Genomic DNA, 19681 nt, shown 5'->3' with positions numbered 1-19681 from the left:
TTAAGGAGGGTGGGTGTGCATGACGTTCAACAAGGCCGACTACGACAAGTACGCCTACGAGCCCTTCGCCGTCACCGTCGACCTCGCCGTCCTGACCATCCGTTCCGGCGCGCTGCATGTGCTGCTCGTCGAGCGCGGGCAGGAGCCGTACGCCGGACACTGGGCGCTGCCCGGCGGCTTCGTGGAGCCGCGGGAGTCGGCGGAGACGGCCGCCCGGCGCGAACTCGCCGAGGAGACCGGTCTCGCGGACGTCACGGGGCTGCACCTGGAGCAGCTGCGGACGTACAGCGAACCCGACCGCGACCCCCGGATGCGGGTCGTGTCCGTCGCCTTCACCGCGCTGCTGCCCGATGCACCCGAGCCGCACGCCGGCAGCGATGCGGCGCGGGCGAGCTGGCTGCCGTACGAGGAGGGCCGACCGCTCGCCTTCGACCACGACGTGATCCTGGCCGACGCCCACGAACGGGTCGACGCCAAGCTCGAATACACCTGTCTCGCCACCGCCTTCTGCCCGCCCGAGTTCACGCTCGGCGAGCTGCAGCAGGTCTACGAGACGGTCTGGGGGACCGACCTGGACCGCCCCAACTTCCGCCGCAAGGTGCTCGCCACGCCCGGTTTCGTCGAACCGGTCCCCGGCGGTGCCCGTCTGACCGGCGGTCGCGGCAAACCCGCCGCGCTCTACCGCGCGGGACCGGCCACCGCCCTGCACCCGCCCCTCCTCCGACCGTCCCGGGAAGGACGTCCCGCATGACTGCCACCATCGTCGACAAGCAAGCAGCCACGGGGGCGTTGACCGGCCTCGCACTCGGGGACGCACTCGGCTTCCCGACCGAGTTCAACGACGTGCCGTCGATCCTCGCCAAGTGCGGGCCGTGGCGGGAGATGCGGCTGCCCACGCCGGCGATCGTCACCGACGACACACAGATGACGCTTGCAGTGGGCCGGGGCCTGCGGACGGCCATGGACCGCGGGGTGCTCGCGCCGAAGCGGCTGGAGCGGCCGCTGCGTGAGGAGTTCGTTGACTGGTATCAGTCGCCGGAGAACAACCGGGCGCCCGGGAACACCTGCCTGCGGGCCTGCAGCCTGCTCAAGGACGAGAGCCGCCCCTGGCAGGACGCCAGCCAGATCGGCTCCAAGGGCTGCGGTGCCAACATGCGCGTCGCGCCCGTAGGACTTGTCCCCGGCCTGAGCGACGAACAGCGCGCGGGCGCCGCCCAGTTGCAGTCCGGCCTGACCCATGGCCATCCGACGGCGCTCGCCGCCTCCGACCTCACCGCCCGCGCCGTACGACTGCTCGCGCAGGGCGCCGAGCCGACCGGACTCGTCGGCCTGCTGCGGTCGTACGCCCTGGAGAACCGCAGCCGCTACCACCACACCTGGCTCGGCGACCTGTGGACCCGTGCCGACGACGCCACCCCCGAGGGGTTCATCGCGCGCGGCTGGGACGAGTGCCTGGAGATCCTCGCCCGCCTCCAGGAAGCCGTGCGCAACGCCTCGCCGGAGACCGACCCCTGCCTGGCGACCGGCGCGGGCTGGATCGCCGAAGAGGCCCTGGCGACCGGCCTGTTGTGCTTCCTGCAGTTCGTCGACGAACCGGTGACGGCCATACGGCGGGCCGCCTGCACCTCCGGTGACTCGGACTCCATCGCCTGTCTGACGGGCGCCTTCGCGGGGGCGTATCTGGGCGCGGACGCCTGGCCGACCGAGTGGGCCGACCGCATCGAATACCGGGGTGACCTGCTGACCCTCGGAGCCCTCTGGGACTCTTGAGGGATGATCGACGCCCTGGACCTCGACCTGACGCCGGTGGTCGCCGAGCAGCCCGACCCGGTGCTGTTCGCGACCGTCTCCGGCGCGCATCTCTACGGCTTCCCGTCGCGAGACTCGGACGTGGACCTGCGGGGCGTGCACCTGCTGCCCGCCGAGGACCTGGTGGGGCTGCGGGAGCCGGAGGAGACCCGGTCCCGGATGTGGGACCGGGACGGCGTCGAGATGGACCTGGTCACGCACGACCTGCGCAAGTTCGTACGGCTGATGCTGCGCCGCAACGGCTATGTGCTGGAGCAGCTGCTCTCGCCCCTGGTCGTGCACACCAGCGACGCGCATCGAGAGCTGGCCGCGCTCGCGCCCGGCGTCCTCACCAGCCATCACGCCCATCACTACCGCGGGTTCGCCACCACCCAGTGGCGGCTGTTCGAGAAGACCGGCGAACTCAAGCCGCTGCTCTACACGTTCCGGGTGCTGCTGACCGGTGTGCACCTCATGCGCAGCGGAGAGGTGCAGGCCCATCTGCCCACCCTGCTGGGCGAGTTGGACGCCCCCGCCTATCTGCCCGAGCTGATCGCGGCGAAGGCGGAGCGGGAGCACGGGGGCGCCGATGTCGACCACGCGCGCGTGGCGGCCGACATCGAGCGGCTGCACGGTGTGCTGGACGAGGCGCAGGCCGCCTCGGTCCTACCCGACGCCCCGGCCGTGTACGACGCCCTGCACGACTTCGTCGTACGGGTCCGGCTGGAGCGCTGAGGCGCGGCGGACGCGGACGAGGAAGTCCTCGACGCGGCGGTGGTCCGGGGCCTCGGGCAGCGGGCTGCGGCGGGACGCCTCGTCGGCCTCGGCCGCCAGACGGTTCATCCAGGACTCGACCTCGGGCCAGGGGACCTCGCCGCGTTTCACCGCCAGCAGCGGCTCGCGCTGGTCGCCCACGTCGATGGTGAGGGCACCCGTACGCAGCAGGTCGCGGGAGCTCATCAGCAGGCGCAGCAGGTGCATCGCGTGCTTCCAGCGCGGGGCGCCGTGGAGGCGGACGTGGGCCTCCAGCTTCTTGCGCTGGCCGAGCGCGTAGCGCGTGAACGTGTCGTGGGCCCGGCGGGAGAGGAACGCCCCACGCAGGGCGAGGAGTTCGCGGCCGGTGTCGTCGATGTGCTCCACGACCGGGGAGTGCAGACACTCCAGGATGTTCGGGTTCGCTCGCAGGGCCAGCTCGCAGAAGCGTTCCAGCTCCCAGCTGAACTGCTCCTCCGCCGGACCCTCGACATGCGTCGGGGGCTTCTCGAAGCGCCAGAACAGGGGAGTGGGGGCCACGAACACGCCCCTGCGGTCGGTGTCGCTGCCGTCCGTCGCCAGACCGAAGGCGCGCGAACCCATCACGCAGGCGTAGATCGTGTGGTCGCGCACCAGGGTCTCGGGATCCATGTCCCGGAGCGTACGTGGCGCCTCACGCCAGGCGGATCGAATTTCCGTCCACCTCGATCTGCTCCGGGGGCAGCGGCTTCGGCGCGGGGCCTTGGGCCACCGAGCCGTCGGCCACGTGGTACTTGCTGCCGTGGCAGGGGCAGTTGATGGTGCCGCCCGAGACTGTGCTCACCGTGCAGCCCTGGTGGGTGCAGATCGCCGAGAAGGCCTTGAACTCGTCCTTCTTGGGCTGGGTGACCACCACCTTCTGGTCCTTGAAGATCTTGCCGCCGCCGACGGGGATCTCGGAGGTCTTCGCCAGCTCCTGCCCGCCGGAGGCGTTCACGGAGGACGATCCGGAGCCGCTGTTGTCGCCGTACTTGCTGCAGCCCGCGGCGAGCGTCACTGCGCCCGTCGCGAGGAGAACCGTGCGCCGCGTCGAGCGGTGGGTCATGTCGTCACTCCGAACGTGCGGAAGAACCAGAGGGCGGAGGTCAGCCAGATGAGGGTGAGGACTGTGAAAACCAGGCCGCCGACCAGCGGAAGCAGCCAGCCGGGAAGGCGCTCCGAGCGGAGCAGCAGCATCTTGGCACTGAAGGCGCCGAAGAAGAAGCAGCCCAGGACGGAGTGCCACATGACCCGTGTCGAGTAGGTCTGGTAGCCGAGTGCGTAGAGGCAGTGCACCGCCACCGGGACGGCCACGAGGAACGCGATACGGCCCGACCAGCGGTGCAGCTTCGCCGACCAGCGCGGGCCCGGCAGCTTGCCGTAGACCATGAAGGCGCTGATCAGTTGGATCAGCGCGAAGAAGAACGCGGTCGACGCCAGCCATGACTTCACCGCGCCCGTGCTGCTGAACCCCGCGAGGTTGAAGGCGGTGCCCGCCGGGTGGTGCGTTTTGCCGTACACCCCGAGCCCGATCGCCACGACGGCGGCGACCAACGCCGGGATCAGATAGCGGGCGGGGCTCGGCGCGCGGTGGGCCGGTGGCTCGGGCGGGAAGCTCTGGGTGGCGGCGTTCGGGTCGACGGTCATGTCGGCTCCCTGGGGCAGGAGGAGAAGGTCAGGGCGTTACGGGGTGTGCCGTGAGCTGCTGGCCGTCGACTGTCGTCGCGCCCGTCTGCGGGTCGATGGTGGGCGCGGCCGAGGGCTCTCCATTGCGGGTGACGATGCCGACCTGCTTGCCGCCGGGCAGGACGATCCAGCCGCCGACGATCCTGGCGCCGGCCACCTGGCTGTTCGCCCGGTAGATCCCGGACGGCTTCTTCGCCTTGTCGATGGTGAAGGTGTAGTGCCCGCCGCCGAGGTCAGCGGTGCCGCGGAGCTGCTTGCTGCCCTTCAGCGTGCCGTTCAGCTTCGCGCCGTGGTCGCCGGTCAGGCTCAGGCTGCCGTCCGCCTTCACGTCGCCCTTCAGCCACGACTCGATGTTGTGGCCGTCGCAGAAGTACGCGATCGCCTTGCCGCCGCGCAGCGAGACGGCGACCGCGGAGGAGTCGTCGTCCGTGCGGCCGGTGTAGACGCCGCTCGGCGCCGCCGTCCGGGACGGGGTGGAGGTGGCCGACGGGCTTTTCGCCGAAGGCGTGGGCGGCGCCGAGACGGCGGGCGAATTCTCCTTGTACGGGGACGACGCCGTCTTCGTCCCCGTGGTCGAGTTGAGCGTGAGCATGAACACGCCGAACAGTAGTCCCGCGAGCAGAGTCAGCAGCGGTCCAGGACGCTTCATCAAAGGCCTCCCCCGAGGCGAGTTTCCTGCCATGACAGCGGACCGGCGGGCCCGGCGTAAAGAGGCGCACGGGGTGCACTCCACCCAAGTAGCGGAATAGAGACATTCGGGTGACATTGTCGTAGATCGCCGGGTCGTCTCAGCGGGCGGGCGTCGCGCACCCGCCCGCCGTGGGCTGACTAGGCTGGACGGTCGAAGAGCCGATCCGTACATCAGCGAGGAGCAGAGCCGTGGCGGTACGAGCGGTCCGGGGAGCCGTCCAACTGGAACGGGACGAGGCCGGGCACATGGACGAGCAGGTCGGGGCCCTGCTCACCGCCATCATCGAGCGGAACGCCCTGACCGCCGACGACCTGATCAGCATCTGGTTCACGGCCACGCCCGACCTGCACAGCGACTTCCCGGCGGCCGCCGCGCGCAAGCTCGGCATCGTCGACGTACCGCTGATCTGCGCCCAGGAGCTGGACATCGAGGGCGCCATGCCCCGCGTCGTCCGCGTCCTCGCGCACATCGAGTCCGAGCGGTCCCGCGCCGACATCGCCCATGTCTACCTCGGCGCCGCGGCGGCCCTGCGCAAGGACATCGCCCAGTGAGAACCGCGCTCGTCATCGGAACCGGGCTCATCGGTACCTCCGCCGCCATCGCCCTGTCCCAGCGGGGCGTCGTCGTCCACCTCACGGACCACGATCCCGAGCAGGCCCGTACGGCCGCCGCGCTCGGCGCCGGCACCGACGAGGCCCCCGCCGGGCCGGTCGACCTCGCGATCATCGCCGCCCCTCCCGCCCATGTGGCCGGGGTGCTGGCCGACGCCATGCGGCGGGGCGCGGCCCGCGGCTACCTCGACGTGGCCAGCGTCAAGGGCGGCCCGCGCCGCGAGCTGGAGGCGCTGGGCCTGGACCTGTCCCCCTACATCGGCACGCACCCCATGTCGGGCCGCGAGAAGTCCGGGCCGCTGGCGGCGACCGGCGATCTCTTCGAGGGCCGCCCCTGGGTGCTGACGCCGACCCGGGACACCGACACCGAGGTGCTGAACCTTGCCCTGGAGCTGGTCTCGCACTGCCGGGCGGTTCCCGTGGTCATGGACGCGGATGCCCATGACCGCGCGGTGGCGCTGGTCTCGCACATGCCCCACCTGGTGTCCAGCATGGTCGCCGCGCGGCTGGAGAACGCCGAGGAGGCCGCCGTACGGCTGTGTGGGCAGGGCATCCGGGACGTGACCCGGATCGCCGCCTCCGACCCCCGGATGTGGATCGACATCCTGTCCGCGAACCCCGGGCCGGTGGCCGACCTGCTCTCCGACGTCGCCGCCGACCTGGAGGAGACGGTGCAGGCACTGCGGTCCCTGCAGTCCTCCGACGAGGTCAAGCGGGGTGAGGGCGTCACCGGGATCGAGGACGTGCTGCGGCGCGGGAACGCCGGACAGGTCCGGGTCCCGGGCAAGCACGGGTCCGCTCCGCGGGCGTACGAGGTGGTTGCCGTCCTCATCGACGACCAGCCTGGGCAGCTGGCCCGCATCTTCGCCGATGCCGGCCGGGCCGGGGTGAACGTCGAGGACGTGCGGATCGAGCATGCGACGGGGCAGCAGGCGGGGCTGGTGCAGCTGATGGTGGAGCCGCAGGCGGCGCCGGTGCTGACGGCGGCGCTGCGGGAGCGGGGCTGGGCGATCCGGCAGTAGGGGCTCGCCCCCGCCGCCCCTGCCCGTCCCGTCCCTGGGGGCTCTGCCCCCAGGGCCCCGATCGGCCCTTAAGGGGCCTCGTCCCCAAACGCCGGACGGGCTGGGTGTGCGCGTCCGGACGAGTGACGCGCACCCAGTAACCTTGTGCAGGGCGCCATCGCGCCCCACACACCCACCGCACCGCACCAGGAAGGTGTCCCCCCGTGGAAAACGGCGCCGCCAAGCCCGTGATTGTCGCCATCGACGGACCGGCCGGCACGGGTAAGTCGAGCACGTCGAAGGCCGTCGCCGCGCAGCTCGGCCTGAGCTACCTGGACACCGGCGCCCAGTACCGGGCGATCACCTGGTGGATGGTGAACAACGGGATCGACATCGACGACCCGTCGGCGATCGCCGCCGTGGCGGGCAAGCCCGAGATCGTCTCCGGTACGGACCCGGCGGGCCCGACGATCACGGTCGACGGCATCGACGTGGCCGGCCCGATCCGCACCCAGGAGGTCTCCTCCAAGGTCAGCGCGGTCAGTGCGGTGCCCGAGGTGCGTACCCGGATCACCGAGCTGCAGCGTTCGCTGGCCACCTCCGCTCAGGACGGCATCGTCGTCGAGGGCCGTGACATCGGTACGACCGTGTTGCCCGACGCCGACCTGAAGGTCTTCCTCACCGCTTCCCCGGAGGCGCGTGCCGCCCGCCGCAGCGGCGAGCTGAAGGGCGCCGACGTGCACGCCACCCGCGAGGCGCTGATCAAGCGCGACGCGGCCGACTCCTCCCGCAAGACCTCGCCGCTCGCCAAGGCGGACGACGCGGTCGAGGTGGACACCACCGATCTCACGCTCCAGCAGGTCATCGAGTGCGTCGTCACCCTCGTCGAGGAGAAGCGGGCCGGGAAGTGACCGCACCTTCCGTCCCTTCCGGGAAATCCGTCCCTTCCGAGAAAGGCGCCGAGGTCGGGCGGCGGATCGGCGTCGGCCTGATGTACGGGCTGTTCAGGCCGCGGGTGCTGGGTGCCTGGAAGGTGCCCGCCACCGGCCCGGTGATCTTCGCCGTCAACCACTCCCACAACATCGACGGGCCGATGGTCATGGGCGTGGCGCCCCGGCCGACGCACTTCCTGATCAAGAAGGAGGCGTTCATCGGCCCGCTCGACCCGTTCCTGCTGGGCATCGGCCAGCTGAAGGTGGACCGCTCGGTCGCCGACCGCGGGGCGATCACGCAGGCCCTGGACGTGCTGTCGGCCGGGGGAGTCCTCGGCATCTTCCCGGAGGGCACCCGCGGCGAGGGCGACTTCGCCTCGCTGCGCGCGGGGCTCGCCTACTTCGCCGTACGCAGCGGAGCAGCGGTCGTCCCGGTCGCCGTACTGGGAAGTTCCGAGCGGCAGGGACGGTTGATAAAGGGGCTGCCTCCGCTGCGCAGCCGTATCGACGTCGTCTTCGGCGACCCCTTCGAGGCGGGCGACGGCAGCGGACGGCGCACGCGCAAGGCGCTCGACGAGGCCACCGAACGCATCCAGAAGCAGCTCACCGCACACCTGGAAAACGCCAGGCGCCTGACCGGGCGCTAGGCGACACTTGAGTAGTGGATCAGCCGGGAGAAACCCGGTGCTCCACCGATCACCACGATGAACGACGAGGTACGGACTTCATGAACGACCACATCCACTCCGACGGCTCGGGCGAGGAGCACGACCACGGAGCGCTTGGCGACGCCGAGTACGCGGACTTCATGGAGCTCGCCGCGGAAGAGGGCTTCGATCTCGATGATGTCGAGGGGGCCATTGAAGCGGCCGGTCATGGGCCGCTGCCCGTGCTCGCCGTCGTCGGCCGGCCCAATGTCGGCAAGTCGACTCTCGTCAACCGCATCATCGGGCGTCGCGAAGCCGTCGTCGAGGACAAGCCCGGTGTCACCCGTGACCGGGTGACCTACGAGGCCGAGTGGGCGGGCCGTCGCTTCAAGGTCGTCGACACCGGCGGCTGGGAGCAGGACGTCCTCGGCATCGACGCCTCCGTGGCCGCGCAGGCCGAGTACGCGATCGAGGCCGCCGACGCCGTCGTGTTCGTCGTCGACTCCAAGGTCGGCGCGACCGACACCGACGAGGCGGTCGTACGACTGCTGCGCAAGGCCGGCAAGCCCGTGGTGCTGGCCGCCAACAAGGTGGACGGCCAGAGCGGCGAGGCGGACGCGGCCTACCTGTGGTCGTTGGGGCTCGGCGAGCCCCACCCCGTCTCGGCCCTGCACGGCCGCGGCACCGGCGACATGCTGGACGCCGTCCTGGAGGTCCTGCCGGACGCCCCCGAGCAGACCTTCGGCACCGCGATCGGCGGTCCCCGCCGTATCGCCCTGATCGGACGCCCGAACGTCGGCAAGTCCTCCCTCCTGAACAAGGTGGCGAACGAGGAGCGCGTCGTGGTGAACGAGATCGCGGGCACCACGCGTGACCCGGTCGACGAGCTCATCGAACTCGGCGGCGTCACCTGGAAGTTCGTCGACACCGCCGGCATCCGCAAGCGCGTCCACCTCCAGCAGGGCGCCGACTACTACGCCTCCCTGCGCACCGCGGCCGCGGTCGAGAAGGCCGAGGTGGCGGTCATCCTGATCGACGCCTCCGAGTCCATCTCGGTGCAGGACCAGCGGATCGTGACGATGGCCGTCGAGGCCGGGCGCGCGATGGTCATCGCGTACAACAAGTGGGACACCCTCGACGAGGAGCGCCGCTACTACCTGGAGCGGGAGATCGAGACCGAGTTCGGCCAGGTCGCCTGGGCGCCGCGGGTGAACGTCTCGGCGCGCACCGGCCGGCACATGGAGAAGCTGGTCCCGGCGATCGAGGCCGCGCTGGCCGGCTGGGAGACCCGCGTCCCGACGGGCCGTCTGAACGCCTTCCTCGGCGAGCTGGTCGCCGCCCACCCGCACCCCATCCGCGGCGGCAAGCAGCCCCGCATCCTCTTCGGCACCCAGGCCGGCACCAAGCCCCCGCGGTTCGTGCTCTTCGCCTCCGGCTTCATCGAGGCGGGCTACCGCCGCTTCATCGAGCGCCGGCTGCGCGAGGAGTTCGGCTTCGAGGGGACGCCGATCCATATCTCGGTGCGGGTGCGCGAGAAGCGCGGGAACAAGAAGAAGTAGCCGTACGCAGCAGAAGGGCGGCCCCGGTTGGGGGCCGCCCTTCCGTCGTCGTGGGGGGACGCCGTCTGTTCAGCGGGTGCTGCGCGGGCCGGGCGGCAGCGCGGCCGGCACATGGTGCATCCCCGTGCCGTGCTGCCCGGGGTGCCCTACGCGCTGCCACTGCGACTGCTGCCGGGCGCTGTAGGCCCCGGCGCTGTAGGCGCTGTACGAGCTGCTGAACGACCCCGGCCGGTGTCCTGTGAGCGCCTCCGCGCTGGTTGGAATGTTCCCGAAGGCGGTGAACCCCAGGTTCTCCTCGCCGCTGCGGTCACCCGGCAGCGTGCGGAAGGACTTGACGTACTCGGAGTAGAGCGCGTCGTAGATGGGCGTGGCCGAGTGGCTGCCCGAAATGTCCTGGCCCGAGCGCGCGGAGGGAATCGGCTGGAACGGCTGGCGGCGGGGAACGTCGTATGCATGCACGTATGTCCAAACGACCCCGAACTTCAAGGGATGCGGTTCGGACCTGCCTCTTTGGGCGCTCTCACGTCCCCGCGAGAGGCATGGCGACACCGACCAGCTTTCCGTTGGCGGCCGCCTTGTCCAGTGCGTCCCGCAGCAGGTCCTCCCGGGGCTGACGCCCGATGGACCCCACCGGCGCAGCGAACATGAGCACCTGCTGATGCTTGTTGGCGGCGGCCCGCCAGCCTTCCGTCACCTGGAGCGGCTGATGCGCCTGCCACCACGCCACCGGCTGCCCCCCGTTGGTGCCGGGCTGCAGTACGGCGTGCAGCTGGCCCATGGCGACCAGCACCGACCAGCCGTGCAGCACGGGCGGCACCTCGGCCAGCTCCGTCAGCGGCATGAACCCCTGCTCGATCAGCAGCGGCAGGAAGTCGTCGCCGAGCCCGCTCGTGCCCGGCCGCACGATGGGTCCGGTCGGCTCGACGACCAGCGCCGGGTGCAACTCCCCGGCGATCAGGACCAGTCCGCTGGTCACACCGAGCACGGCCTGCTCGGGGACGACCTGCGCGGGGTCCAGGTCCACGGTGTTCCCGGAGATGGACCGCACGGCCCCCTGGAGCTGCTCCTCGGTGACCTGGACGACCTGCGAGGGCAGGCAGGTGGCGTGGGCGAAGGCGAGGACGGCGGTCTCCTCGCCGACGAACAGGACGGTGCTGGTGCGCTCCTGTCCGGAGTCGCCCGGGGTGCGGCAGGACGTGCAGTCGTAACTGCCCGGGGCGTTCTCTCCGGTGAGCAGCCGGTCGGCTTCTTCGTCGCCGATCTCGGCGCGTACCTCGTCGCTGACGTCGAGCATGCGCGGCACGGTGACTCCCTCGGGAAGCGGTGCCCGGGTGGGTCCCGGGCTCATGAAGAAGACAACGGGCGATCTGTGGCGGGAGTCACGCCCCAGGGCGAACGGAATCGAACCATCCACCGCACAGGGTGACCGCAGGTGCGGAATCGGGCACTCACTGTCAATTCCTTGGAAATCCAAGGAAGTTGGTTGCGTGAAGTGGGTCACAGATCATCGAAGGGCTTGGTTGACAAATCATGAAATCGGCGAATGAAGTGGGTGGCCGGAAATAGCCGATACCTGCGGTAACGGCGAACTGGCCTGGAATGACAAGCAGTTGGTTGCTGACGCCCCGACAGGATCCCTACATTCCTCGGCCGTGTGCAACGAGCACCGCTCGGGACCGTCCGCCGGCCGCACCAAGCCAGCAAGCAGCACCACCTCCGGCGGACGGGGCGGAGCGCGACGACCGCGTCGATGCGTGGGAGTGCGCCCCGCCTTGGGGGACCCCGAGTCCTTCGAGAGGGAATTACATGTCCGAATGTGCCGATACCAACCGCGACAACGTTCGTAAGACGCAGGCTCGTACGACGGCGGTCCTCGCCGGGGCGGCACTGCTCGCTCCGCTCGGGCTGCTGGCCGCGACCGGCAATGCCGCGGCGGCGGACGGCGGAGTGTGGGACCGCATCGCCCGGTGCGAGAGCGGCGGCAACTGGCACATCAACACCGGCAACGGCTACTACGGCGGGCTCCAGTTCTCCGCCGGCACTTGGCGCGCGTACGGCGGCTCGGCCTATGCGCCGACGGCCGCCGGGGCCTCCAGGGAACAGCAGATCGCAGTGGCCACCAAGGTCCAGCACGCCCAGGGTTGGGGCGCCTGGCCGGTCTGCTCGGCACGGGCCGGAGCGTACGGCAGCGCACCCGCGGCCTCCTCCGGTTCGGTGACCAGCAAATCCTCATCGGTCGTCAAGAAGTCCTCACCGGTCGTCAAGTCGAAGCCGTCGAAGGCGCCGGCACGTTCGACGGGCCACACGACGCGCGGTGCCTCCCGCGGCGACTACACCGTCCGCGAGGGCGACACCCTGAGCAAGATCGCCGCCCGGCACGGGACCACCTGGCAGAGGCTCTACGCCGTCAACAAGGCCGTCATCGGCGGTGACCCCGACCTGATCGTGCCCGGGCAGCAGCTCGACCTCTGAGCCCCCCTCACCCGGGTGCGGGCCCCGTCCGGTCGTCCGACCGGGTGGGGCCCTTCGGTGCACCGGACGCGCCGGAGCGGCCGCGGGCCACCCGCTGCATACCGTGGCCCGATGTTCCGCAAGCACCGCACGCAGATCGCACTGGCGCTGGCCGCCGCCCTGTTCGGCGCCCTCGCCCCCGTCACGGCCCAGGCGGCACCACCGCCCCCGCTGCCGGGAGCACTTGCGATGCATGTGCCCTACGACTGCGCCAAGGACCACTGGCCCTGGGGGTGCATCGCGGACTGCGAGAGCGGCGGGCGGTGGGACGCCAACACCGGGAACGGCTACTACGGCGGGCTGCAGTTCCAGCAGTCCACCTGGAAGAACTTCGGCGGGCTGAAGTACGCCCTGCGCGCGGATCTCGCCACCCGTGAGGAGCAGATCGCCGTCGCCGAGAAGGTGCTGGCCGCGCAGGGGTGGGAGACCTGGCCGACCTGCTCCCAGCGGTACCGGCTCCAGGGGCGTGTGCACGCCGTGCACGCCGGCGAGACGCTGGTGTCGATCGCGGGCAGGTACGGCATCGACGGCGGCTGGCTGTCGCTGTACCGGGCCAACAAGGACATGGTCGGCGACCGTCCCGACCGGCTGAACGTCGGCACGCAGCTGCTCATCCCGCACGGCTCGGCCCGCGCCCAGGAGCTGTACCAGGACTTCGAGGAGGCTGGCCCGCCCCTGTCCGACGCTCGCGTTCGCCCGCCTCTCCGCTGAACACGACGGTGCCGCGGCGCAGTTCGTACACGATGACGCCCGTCCGGTCCTGGAGCCCGGGCGGCAGCCGCTGCTCCGCGATGACGACGCAGGCGTCCAGGGCGCCCAGCAGGTCGTACGTGCGGGCCGCGACCGCGGGCGACATGCCCTGCGCGGGCTCGTCGACGAGCACCACACGCGCGCGTGCCAGCAGGGCGCGGGAGAGGGCGAGCATGCGCTGCTCGCCGCCGGAGAGGGTGCCGGCCCGGCGCGCGAGCAAGGGCTCCAGCTGCGGGTAGGCGTCGAGAGCGGGCCTGTAGCTCCCGTAGTCCTTGTCCTTGTCCTTGACCGCCAGTTCGAGGTTCTCGTGCACGGTGAGGGAGCCGAAGACAGCCTGTCGCTCGGGGACCAGGCACAGGCCGCGGCGGGCCCGCTCGTACGCCGGCATGCGGCTCACGTCGGTGCCGTCCCACACCACCGCGCCGCCGGACAGCGGCACGGTGCCGGCCAGTGCGCGCAGGGCGGTCGTACGGCCGGATCCGTTGCGGCCCAGCAGCACGGTGAGGCCGGGGCCGGGGGCGGCGAGGGTGACGCCGTGCAGGGCCTCCAGAGGGCCGTAACGCACGCGCGCGTGGCGCAGGGCGATGCCGCTCATGTGCCGACCCCGTCCAGTACGTGGTCCGGTGGGCCGGAAGCAATGATGCGACCCGCGGTCATGACATGCACGACGTCCGCGAGATCGGCCACCAGGTCGAGGTCGTGCTCTACGACGAGCAGCGCGGTGCCGTCGGCCGCAAGTGCCTTCAGGACGCGGGCCATGGCGGCGACCTCGGCGCTGTCGAGGCCGGCGGCGGGTTCGTCGAGGAGCAGGATGCGGGGGCTGCCGGCGAGGGCCCTGGCCAGCTCTACGCGGCGCAGCGTGCCGGTGGGGAGGTCTGCGGCGGGGACGGCCCGGACGGGTCCGTCGAGGCCCAGCAGCCGCAGTGTCCGGTCCACGGCGGTCGGATCGGTCACGCGACCCTGCTCGGCGCCCACGCGGACGTTCTCTTCCACGGTCAACGACGGGAAGACGGCCAGTTGTTGGAAGGTGCGGGCGATTCCCAGGCGGGTGCGGGCGTGGGCGGCGAGCCGCGTGATGTCCCTTGTGCCGAGGCGTACTTGGCCGTGTGTGGGGCGCAGGGTGCCTGCCAGGCAGTGGAACAGGGTGCTCTTTCCTGCCCCGTTGGGGCCGACGATGGCGGTGACCTGTCCCGGGGGGACGGTGAGGTCGACTCCGTCGAGGGCTTTGAAGCCGCCGTAGCGGGCGTGGAGGGCGCGGGCTGTGAGAGTAGGTGCGGGTGTGTGGGGGTGCACCCGGCCTTCGGCCGGGTTTGTGTTCCCACCCGCACCGCCCGTACCACTTTCGTGGTCGGGTGCGGGTGGCCCCTGTGGGGGCGGAGCGCCGTCGGCGGCTGCGGGTTGTGGGTGTGGGGGTGGTGTCCGCCGGAGCGGCTCGTGCAGGGCCGTCGCCGTCGCCTCCGCCAACGCCGGTCGCCGCTCGGCCCGTTGCTCCGGCGGCCGCAGCCGCGCCCGTGCCCGCGTCCCCAGCTCCGTCAGCCTCGCCCGCCGCCTGAGCCGCAGTCGTCCCGCTGCCGTCCGCAGTGCCTCGTACGGGCCCCCGGGGAAGCGTCCGACGAGCACCGCCAGTACGCCGATCAGTGCCGCCGCCACGCCGCCCCGGGCGCCCGCGTCGAGGCCCACCAGGAGGGCGGCCGCGGCCAGGGCGCCCAGGGTGCTGTCGGCGCCCAGTACCACTACGGCGGCGAACCACAGCAGGCCGCGGACGGGGTCGTAGGCGCCCGGGTCGAAGGCGCGCAGGCCAATGCCGAGCATGCCGCCGCCGAGCGCGGCGAGCGCGGCGCCCGAGACGAAGGCCAGCAGCTTGAGCGACGGGACCTGGACGCCGGCTGCCGAGGCGCCCGACTCGTGGTCCCGCATGGCGGCCAGGGCCCGGCCCGTGCGGCCCCTGCGCAGCGCCCGCGTGGCCACCAACGCGGCTGCCAGCAGGGCCAGTTCGAGGACGTAGTAGGCGCGGTCGCCGTCGAAGCCCACTGGGCGGTCCAGGGACAGGCCCGAGGTGGCGTACGGCTGGGCGAAGACGAAGCGGCTCACCCCGACGCCCACCGCGAACGTCGCCAGCGCGAGGGCAAGGCCCTGGCGGCCGATCGCCGGCCAGCCCGTCAGGACGCCCAGGGGAGCCACCAGGACGACCGCCACCGCCAGGGCGGCCAGTTCGGGCAGGTGCTGAGGCAGGCCCGGGAAGCGGCCCGCCGAGAGGAGCGCCGTGAACAGGGCGCCGAGGCCCGCGTAAGCCGCCTGGCCGAGGGAGATCTGGCCGCCGCGGCCGGTGACCACCACCAAGGACAGCAGCACCACGCCCAGCGCCGGCACCTGGACCGACGTGTGCAGGTCCGAGCCCGCGAAGCCCAGCGGGAGCAGGAACAGCACGACGGCCACGATCCATGCGCCCGGCGGCGTCGGCACGCGCGCGGTGGCCGTGCGCGGCAGGGCGTCGCGCGTACCGATGCGGGGCAGGACGAGAGCGGCGACCAGCAGGGCCACCACGAACAGGTTCGCGCCCACCGCCTGCAGCAGCGGCTCGCCCCAACCGGAGGGATGCAGCCGCGTCAGCTGGCTCTGTGCGATCCCGATGCCCAGCGCCACGACGACGGCCACCGGCAGGTTCCGCATCCGCGCCGCCACCGCGACCGCCACCACCTCCATGACGAGCAGCGGCAGGCCGTACGGGTCCAGGCGCACGTACGGCGCCAGCAGTACGCCCGTCAGGCCCGCCGTGAACGCACCGAAGGCCCAGCCCGCCGCCGCCACCCGGTCCGCGTCGATCCCGCCGAGCACCGCGAGCTGCCGGTCGTCGACCACGGCCCGCAGCTCCCGCCCGAACCGCGTCCAACGGATCACCGCCCCGACGCCCACGGCCAGCACGAGCACCACGGCCAGTTGGCCCCAGGGGTCCTCCGACACCAGTTCCGGGGCGTCGTCCCGGGCCCCCTGCCCCCACACCAGCGCCGCCCCGCCGACCAGCAGCACGAACACCCCGATGGAGGCGACGAGCGTCTGCGCCGGGTCGCTGCCCAGGACGGCGAGCGGCCGGAAGACGAACCGCTCCAGGACCACGCCGATCGCCGGAGCCAGGACGACCAGCGTCACCGTCGCCGCCAGCCACAGCGGCCAACCCCACGCGACCACGCACTGCCGCAGATCGTACGCGCACACCATCGCGATCGCGCCGTGCGCGAAGTTGAGCACGCCGGTCGCGCGGTACGTCACGATCAGGCCGATTCCGGTGAGCGCGGCCGCGCTGCCGACGGAGAGGCCGGCCAGCGTGAGGTCGTACGTCAGGGAGGACATCAGGGCGGGCTTCAGTCGGTTTCGTCGCCGGGCTCGCAGATCGGGCACGGGCCCAGCTCGCCGCTCGCCAGCAGTTTCGCGTCCACCGGCACCGCTTCCACCTTCCCGGAGACCAACGGGCAGTCCGCGCGGTGCCACAGCGTGCCGCCCGGCACCATCAGCAGCTCCCCGCTGACCGCGAGGGGCAGGGCGGCCGCCTGCGCGGACTCGTCGGCGTCGGCGGACTCGGCGGCGACCAGGAGGCCGTACAGCTCCTCCACGCGCGCGGCGGCGATGACGCCCCGCCCATGGGTGAGCAGCACCGACCCGGCGATGATCAGCGCGGCGCCGGGGACTGTGCAGGAGGCGAGGTAGGGCAGCTGCCGTTCGGCGTAGCGTTCGCCGGAGATGCCGTACCAGCCGATGACGCACAGCACCGCTCCCGTGGCGAGCGCGGCCCAGCCGGCCCACAGGGCGGGGTGCACTGTCCGCAGTCGGCCTGTCCGCATCGTTGGCTCCTACTCGGCTCCACACACGTCGTGTGTCTGTCCATGTCAGCCAATGGCTTGCACTATGCCTTCTGGAAGCTGACCCTGAAAGCACCGGGCGCACCTTGCCCGGACCGACACCCGGTGGTGAGCCAGATGGTTCTCGGGAGCGACCTCAGGCGGGGGAAAGCAACAGCGGGGCGCGGCCCAAGGGCGGCGGGACGGGGTACGGCGGCGCTGGCCGCCCTCGTTCTCATCCTCGCCCCGGTCCTCGCGGCGTGCAGCGACAACAGCGGCGGCGGGAGCCAGAGCACACCGCCCACTCCGTCCGTGCAGAAGACGACGAGCGCGCCGGCCACCGCGCCCGCGGATCCGGCGGCCGCCACGAAGGAGATCAAGCAGAACTGGGCGAAGTTCTTCGACCCGAAGACCTCTGCCAAGGAGAAGCTGGCCATCCTGGAGAACGGCGACAGGATGGCGCCGGTCCTGCAGGCCTTCGGCGGTGACCAGCGCGGCGGGCAGGTGCAGGCCCAGGTGACGAAGGTCGACTTCACCTCGCCGACCAAGGCGACCGTGACGTACAACCTCACCCTCAAGGGCGCCACCGCGCTGCCGAACGCGTCCGGGACGTCCGTCCAGCAGAACGGCACCTGGAAGGTCTCCGTCAACACGCTCTGCGCACTGGTCGCCATGAGCGGCAATGCCTCGGCGTCGGCCCTCCCGGGCTGCTGAGCACGCAGCTGCCGCGGCGCTGCTGCTCCTTCTGGGCACGGCCTGCGGCAGCCGCCTGCCGGAGAGCGACTTCGAGCACGGCGGCCGGACGAACGCGCCCGCGCCGACCAGTGGCATGCCCATCCGCGTCGGCATCATCACCAGCGCCACCAGCCCGGTCGGCGGCAACACCTTCACCGGCCCGCGCGACGGCGCCAAGGCCTTCTTCGACCGTCTCGACGCGCGCGGGGGCATCGACGGCCACCCGGTCGAGGTGCGCGCGTGCGACGACGGCGGCAGCGGCGTCGGCAACAACACCTGTGTGCACCAGCTGATCGACGACGACAACGTCGTCGCCCTGGTCGCCACCACCGCCCTGGACTACGCGGGCGCCTCCCGCGTCTCCCACGCGCGCGTGCCCGACATCGGCGGCCAGCCCATCGGCGCCGCCTACGACACCTGGCCGCACCTCTACGGCATCTACGGCAGCCTCGCGCCCAGGAACGGCACCCCCGGCTGGGACGGCAACCTCTACGGCGGCACCGAGGTCTACCGCTACTTCAAGCGCGAGAAGGGCGCCCGTACGGCCGCGGTCGTCTCCTACAACCAGGCCGCGTCCGCCGCCTACGCCCGGCTCGTCGAGCGCGGCCTGAAGGCCGAGGGCTACAAGGTGGTCACCGAGCAGGTCGACTTCGCCCTGCCCAACTTCCGTGCCGCCGCAGCAGACTTGAAGGAGCAGGGCGCCGATCTGGTCTTCGACGCCATCGACACGCACGGCAACGCCCAGCTGTGCAGGGCGATGGACGAGGTCGGCGCCAAGGTCACCGCCAAGGTCACGAACGTACAGAACTGGACGTCCACCGTCCCCGACGACTACAAGGACTCCCCGCGCTGCCGCAACGCCCTCTGGGCGACCGGCTCCAGCCGCAACTACGAGGACACGGGCAACGAGGCCGTACGGCAGTTCCGGGACGCCACCAAGAGCCTGAAGACGCACTCCCAGTGGCAGTTGGAGGGCTGGGCGGCCGCCATGTGGTTCACGGACGCGGCGAAGTCCTGCGCGCAAACAGGCGTCACGCGCGCGTGCGTCGACGCCTTCATGAACCGCAGCGAGAACTACACCGCCGGGGGGCTGCTGGTGCCCGTCGCCTTCGAGCGGCTGGCCGAGCCGCCCAAGGACCGCAGGACCTGTCTGTCGGTGGCCCGCTGGCAGGACGGCAAGGGCTGGGTGTCCCAGGGAGACATGAACAGCAACTGTTTCGACGTGCCGCAGATCCCCTACCAGCCGTAGCCCTGTACCAGCCATGGTCCGGGTAAAGGGCAACCAAAGTGCCTGTTCGCCGGTCTAACCAAGGAACAGTGCCAGAAGGGATCCGTACCGCATGACAACGTTGGCCCCGCAGTCCACACCGCTGCGTGCCGACTGCATCGCCGACTCCGCCGGCGGGCTCACCTTCGACGTCCTCGCGGTCGGGGAATCGGCCACGGCCCTGCTTGTGCTGCGCCGCCGCGACGGGCATGACGAGGTGTATCTGCCGCTGGCCCCCGCCGCGGACGGCCGGCTGCGCGCCGCGCTGCCCAGCATCGTCGCCCTCCCCGAGGGCCGCTGGGACGCCTACGCGCGCGTGGACGCCGGTGAGCCCCGCCGCCTGGTGCCCGGCGTCACCGACCTGCGCTCGCTCGCAGCCCGGACACCCAGCGGCTCCCGCGGCCATGTCGCCGTCCGTATCCCGTACGCGACCCGGCAGGGCAACCTCACCGTCCGCAGCTGGCTGCGCGCCCCGCACGCCGAGGCGGGCGAACTGCGCATCAAACAGGGCGTGTTGACGGTGCCGGGGCGGGTGTACGGCATCGGGCTGGGCCCGGACGCGTACGCGGAGCTCCGCGGCCGGCACGCGCCCGTCCCCGCGCGCCGGGCCGAACTCCTCGCCGACCGCACCGAGTTCCGCTTCAAGGTGGTGTACGGCGCCCTGGAGCCGGGCGTGTGGGACCTGTGGCTGCGGCCCACGGGGGAGGCGGGACCGGCGGTGCGGGTCGCGCGGCTGCTCGACGACGTGGCGGACAAGAAGCCCGTGTTCACCTATCCACGCGTGCGCGTGGACGCGCCGTACGGTGCGGTGGAGGCCGGGCCGTACTACACGCGGGACAACGACCTGTCCGTGTCCGTCACCGCGGTGGCCCGCACCAGGCACCCTTGAGGACAGTTGC

The 19681-nt window shown here is 71.6% G+C and carries 22 protein-coding genes; 13 read left to right on the top strand and 9 right to left on the bottom strand.

Features of this window, described 5'->3' with window-relative positions:
* Positions 1-19: 19 nt before the first annotated feature.
* Genes P2Q00_RS43740 through P2Q00_RS43730 form a run of 3 tightly spaced genes read left to right on the top strand, consistent with a single transcriptional unit; the run spans position 20 to position 2523 of the window.
* A complete protein-coding gene (locus P2Q00_RS43740) occupies positions 20-751 on the top strand; it encodes an NUDIX hydrolase (protein ID WP_275780355.1) in 732 nt (243 codons plus the stop codon).
* Positions 748-1770, top strand: coding sequence for an ADP-ribosylglycohydrolase family protein (locus P2Q00_RS43735; protein WP_275780354.1), 1023 nt, complete (start codon positions 748-750; stop codon positions 1768-1770). Before P2Q00_RS43740 ends, P2Q00_RS43735 begins: the two co-directional genes overlap by 4 nt.
* Before the next feature lie 3 nt (positions 1771-1773).
* A complete protein-coding gene (locus P2Q00_RS43730) occupies positions 1774-2523 on the top strand; it encodes a nucleotidyltransferase domain-containing protein (protein WP_275780353.1) in 750 nt (249 codons plus the stop codon).
* Here the strand turns inward: P2Q00_RS43730 and P2Q00_RS43725 are convergent.
* From P2Q00_RS43725 to P2Q00_RS43710, 4 genes are read right to left on the bottom strand one after another with little or no spacing between them, the layout of a single operon-like run.
* Complete coding sequence (locus P2Q00_RS43725; protein ID WP_275780352.1) at positions 2455-3192, bottom strand: nucleotidyltransferase domain-containing protein; 738 nt, start codon at positions 3190-3192, stop codon at positions 2455-2457. The genes P2Q00_RS43730 and P2Q00_RS43725 overlap by 69 nt on opposite strands.
* A gap of 22 nt (positions 3193-3214) precedes the next feature.
* Positions 3215-3625 carry a Rieske (2Fe-2S) protein gene (locus tag P2Q00_RS43720; RefSeq protein WP_275780351.1) on the bottom strand — a complete coding sequence of 137 codons (411 nt, stop codon included), beginning with the start codon at positions 3623-3625 and terminating at the stop codon, positions 3215-3217.
* Entirely contained in the window at positions 3622-4206 is a 585-nt protein-coding gene (locus P2Q00_RS43715; protein ID WP_275780350.1) for a DUF6529 family protein, read from the bottom strand. Before P2Q00_RS43715 ends, P2Q00_RS43720 begins: the two co-directional genes overlap by 4 nt.
* A gap of 28 nt (positions 4207-4234) precedes the next feature.
* Complete coding sequence (locus P2Q00_RS43710; RefSeq protein ID WP_275780349.1) at positions 4235-4894, bottom strand: hypothetical protein; 660 nt, start codon at positions 4892-4894, stop codon at positions 4235-4237.
* 230 nt (positions 4895-5124) lie between these two features.
* Here P2Q00_RS43710 and aroH point away from each other — a divergent pair, with 230 nt between their 5' ends.
* The 5 genes from aroH to der all read left to right on the top strand — a co-directional run bounded on the left by aroH (position 5125) and on the right by der (position 9686).
* A complete protein-coding gene (aroH, locus tag P2Q00_RS43705; protein WP_275780347.1) occupies positions 5125-5487 on the top strand; it encodes a chorismate mutase in 363 nt (120 codons plus the stop codon).
* Complete coding sequence (locus P2Q00_RS43700; protein WP_275780346.1) at positions 5484-6569, top strand: prephenate dehydrogenase; 1086 nt, start codon at positions 5484-5486, stop codon at positions 6567-6569. The genes aroH and P2Q00_RS43700 overlap by 4 nt, the downstream gene beginning before the upstream one ends.
* Before the next feature lie 203 nt (positions 6570-6772).
* Positions 6773-7459, top strand: a complete 687-nt coding sequence (gene cmk, locus P2Q00_RS43695) for a (d)CMP kinase (protein WP_275780345.1) — start codon at positions 6773-6775, stop codon at positions 7457-7459.
* A complete protein-coding gene (locus tag P2Q00_RS43690) occupies positions 7417-8127 on the top strand; it encodes a lysophospholipid acyltransferase family protein (protein ID WP_275780344.1) in 711 nt (236 codons plus the stop codon). The genes cmk and P2Q00_RS43690 overlap by 43 nt, the downstream gene beginning before the upstream one ends.
* An 80-nt stretch (positions 8128-8207) precedes the next feature.
* Positions 8208-9686 (top strand): ribosome biogenesis GTPase Der, encoded by a 1479-nt coding sequence (gene der / locus P2Q00_RS43685; RefSeq protein WP_275780342.1) that lies wholly within the window; start codon positions 8208-8210, stop codon positions 9684-9686.
* Positions 9687-9755: 69 nt separating this feature from the next.
* On the opposite strand, the gene P2Q00_RS43680 is transcribed toward der, so the two are convergent.
* Positions 9756-10145: a hypothetical protein gene (locus P2Q00_RS43680; protein ID WP_275780341.1), complete on the bottom strand. Its 390-nt coding sequence runs from the start codon at positions 10143-10145 to the stop codon at positions 9756-9758.
* 61 nt (positions 10146-10206) lie between these two features.
* A complete protein-coding gene (locus P2Q00_RS43675) occupies positions 10207-10989 on the bottom strand; it encodes a DUF8842 C-terminal domain-containing protein (protein WP_275780340.1) in 783 nt (260 codons plus the stop codon).
* A gap of 503 nt (positions 10990-11492) precedes the next feature.
* On the opposite strand from P2Q00_RS43675, the gene P2Q00_RS43670 reads away from it, so the two are divergent.
* Together P2Q00_RS43670 and P2Q00_RS43665 are read left to right on the top strand one after the other, a co-directional pair.
* Positions 11493-12158: a LysM peptidoglycan-binding domain-containing protein gene (locus tag P2Q00_RS43670; protein ID WP_275780339.1), complete on the top strand. Its 666-nt coding sequence runs from the start codon at positions 11493-11495 to the stop codon at positions 12156-12158.
* A 111-nt stretch (positions 12159-12269) separates the two neighbouring features.
* Positions 12270-12908, top strand: a complete 639-nt coding sequence (locus P2Q00_RS43665) for a LysM peptidoglycan-binding domain-containing protein (RefSeq protein WP_275780338.1) — start codon at positions 12270-12272, stop codon at positions 12906-12908.
* On the opposite strand, the gene P2Q00_RS43660 is transcribed toward P2Q00_RS43665, so the two are convergent.
* From P2Q00_RS43660 to P2Q00_RS43650, 3 genes are read right to left on the bottom strand one after another with little or no spacing between them, the layout of a single operon-like run.
* A complete protein-coding gene (locus tag P2Q00_RS43660; RefSeq protein ID WP_275780337.1) occupies positions 12808-13542 on the bottom strand; it encodes an ATP-binding cassette domain-containing protein in 735 nt (244 codons plus the stop codon). The genes P2Q00_RS43665 and P2Q00_RS43660 overlap by 101 nt on opposite strands.
* Complete coding sequence (locus P2Q00_RS43655; protein ID WP_275780336.1) at positions 13539-16295, bottom strand: ABC transporter permease subunit; 2757 nt, start codon at positions 16293-16295, stop codon at positions 13539-13541. The genes P2Q00_RS43660 and P2Q00_RS43655 overlap by 4 nt, the downstream gene beginning before the upstream one ends.
* 11 nt (positions 16296-16306) lie before the next feature.
* Positions 16307-16783, bottom strand: a complete 477-nt coding sequence (locus tag P2Q00_RS43650) for a hypothetical protein (protein ID WP_275780335.1) — start codon at positions 16781-16783, stop codon at positions 16307-16309.
* Positions 16784-16918: 135 nt separating this feature from the next.
* On the opposite strand from P2Q00_RS43650, the gene P2Q00_RS43645 reads away from it, so the two are divergent.
* From P2Q00_RS43645 to P2Q00_RS43635, 3 genes are all read left to right on the top strand, one after another.
* A complete protein-coding gene (locus P2Q00_RS43645) occupies positions 16919-17494 on the top strand; it encodes an MTB12 C-terminal domain-containing protein (RefSeq protein WP_275780334.1) in 576 nt (191 codons plus the stop codon).
* Positions 17463-18764, top strand: a complete 1302-nt coding sequence (locus P2Q00_RS43640) for an ABC transporter substrate-binding protein (RefSeq protein WP_275780333.1) — start codon at positions 17463-17465, stop codon at positions 18762-18764. The genes P2Q00_RS43645 and P2Q00_RS43640 overlap by 32 nt, the downstream gene beginning before the upstream one ends.
* A gap of 91 nt (positions 18765-18855) precedes the next feature.
* Positions 18856-19671, top strand: a complete 816-nt coding sequence (locus P2Q00_RS43635; RefSeq protein ID WP_275780332.1) for a hypothetical protein — start codon at positions 18856-18858, stop codon at positions 19669-19671.
* Positions 19672-19681: the final 10 nt, after the last annotated feature.

Source organism: Streptomyces coacervatus (genome assembly GCF_029223485.1).
Taxonomy (GTDB): Bacteria; Actinomycetota; Actinomycetes; order Streptomycetales; family Streptomycetaceae; genus Streptomyces; species Streptomyces coacervatus.
The sequence above is the reverse complement of the archived record's forward strand: the minus strand, read 5'-3'. Positions and strand labels throughout refer to the sequence as shown.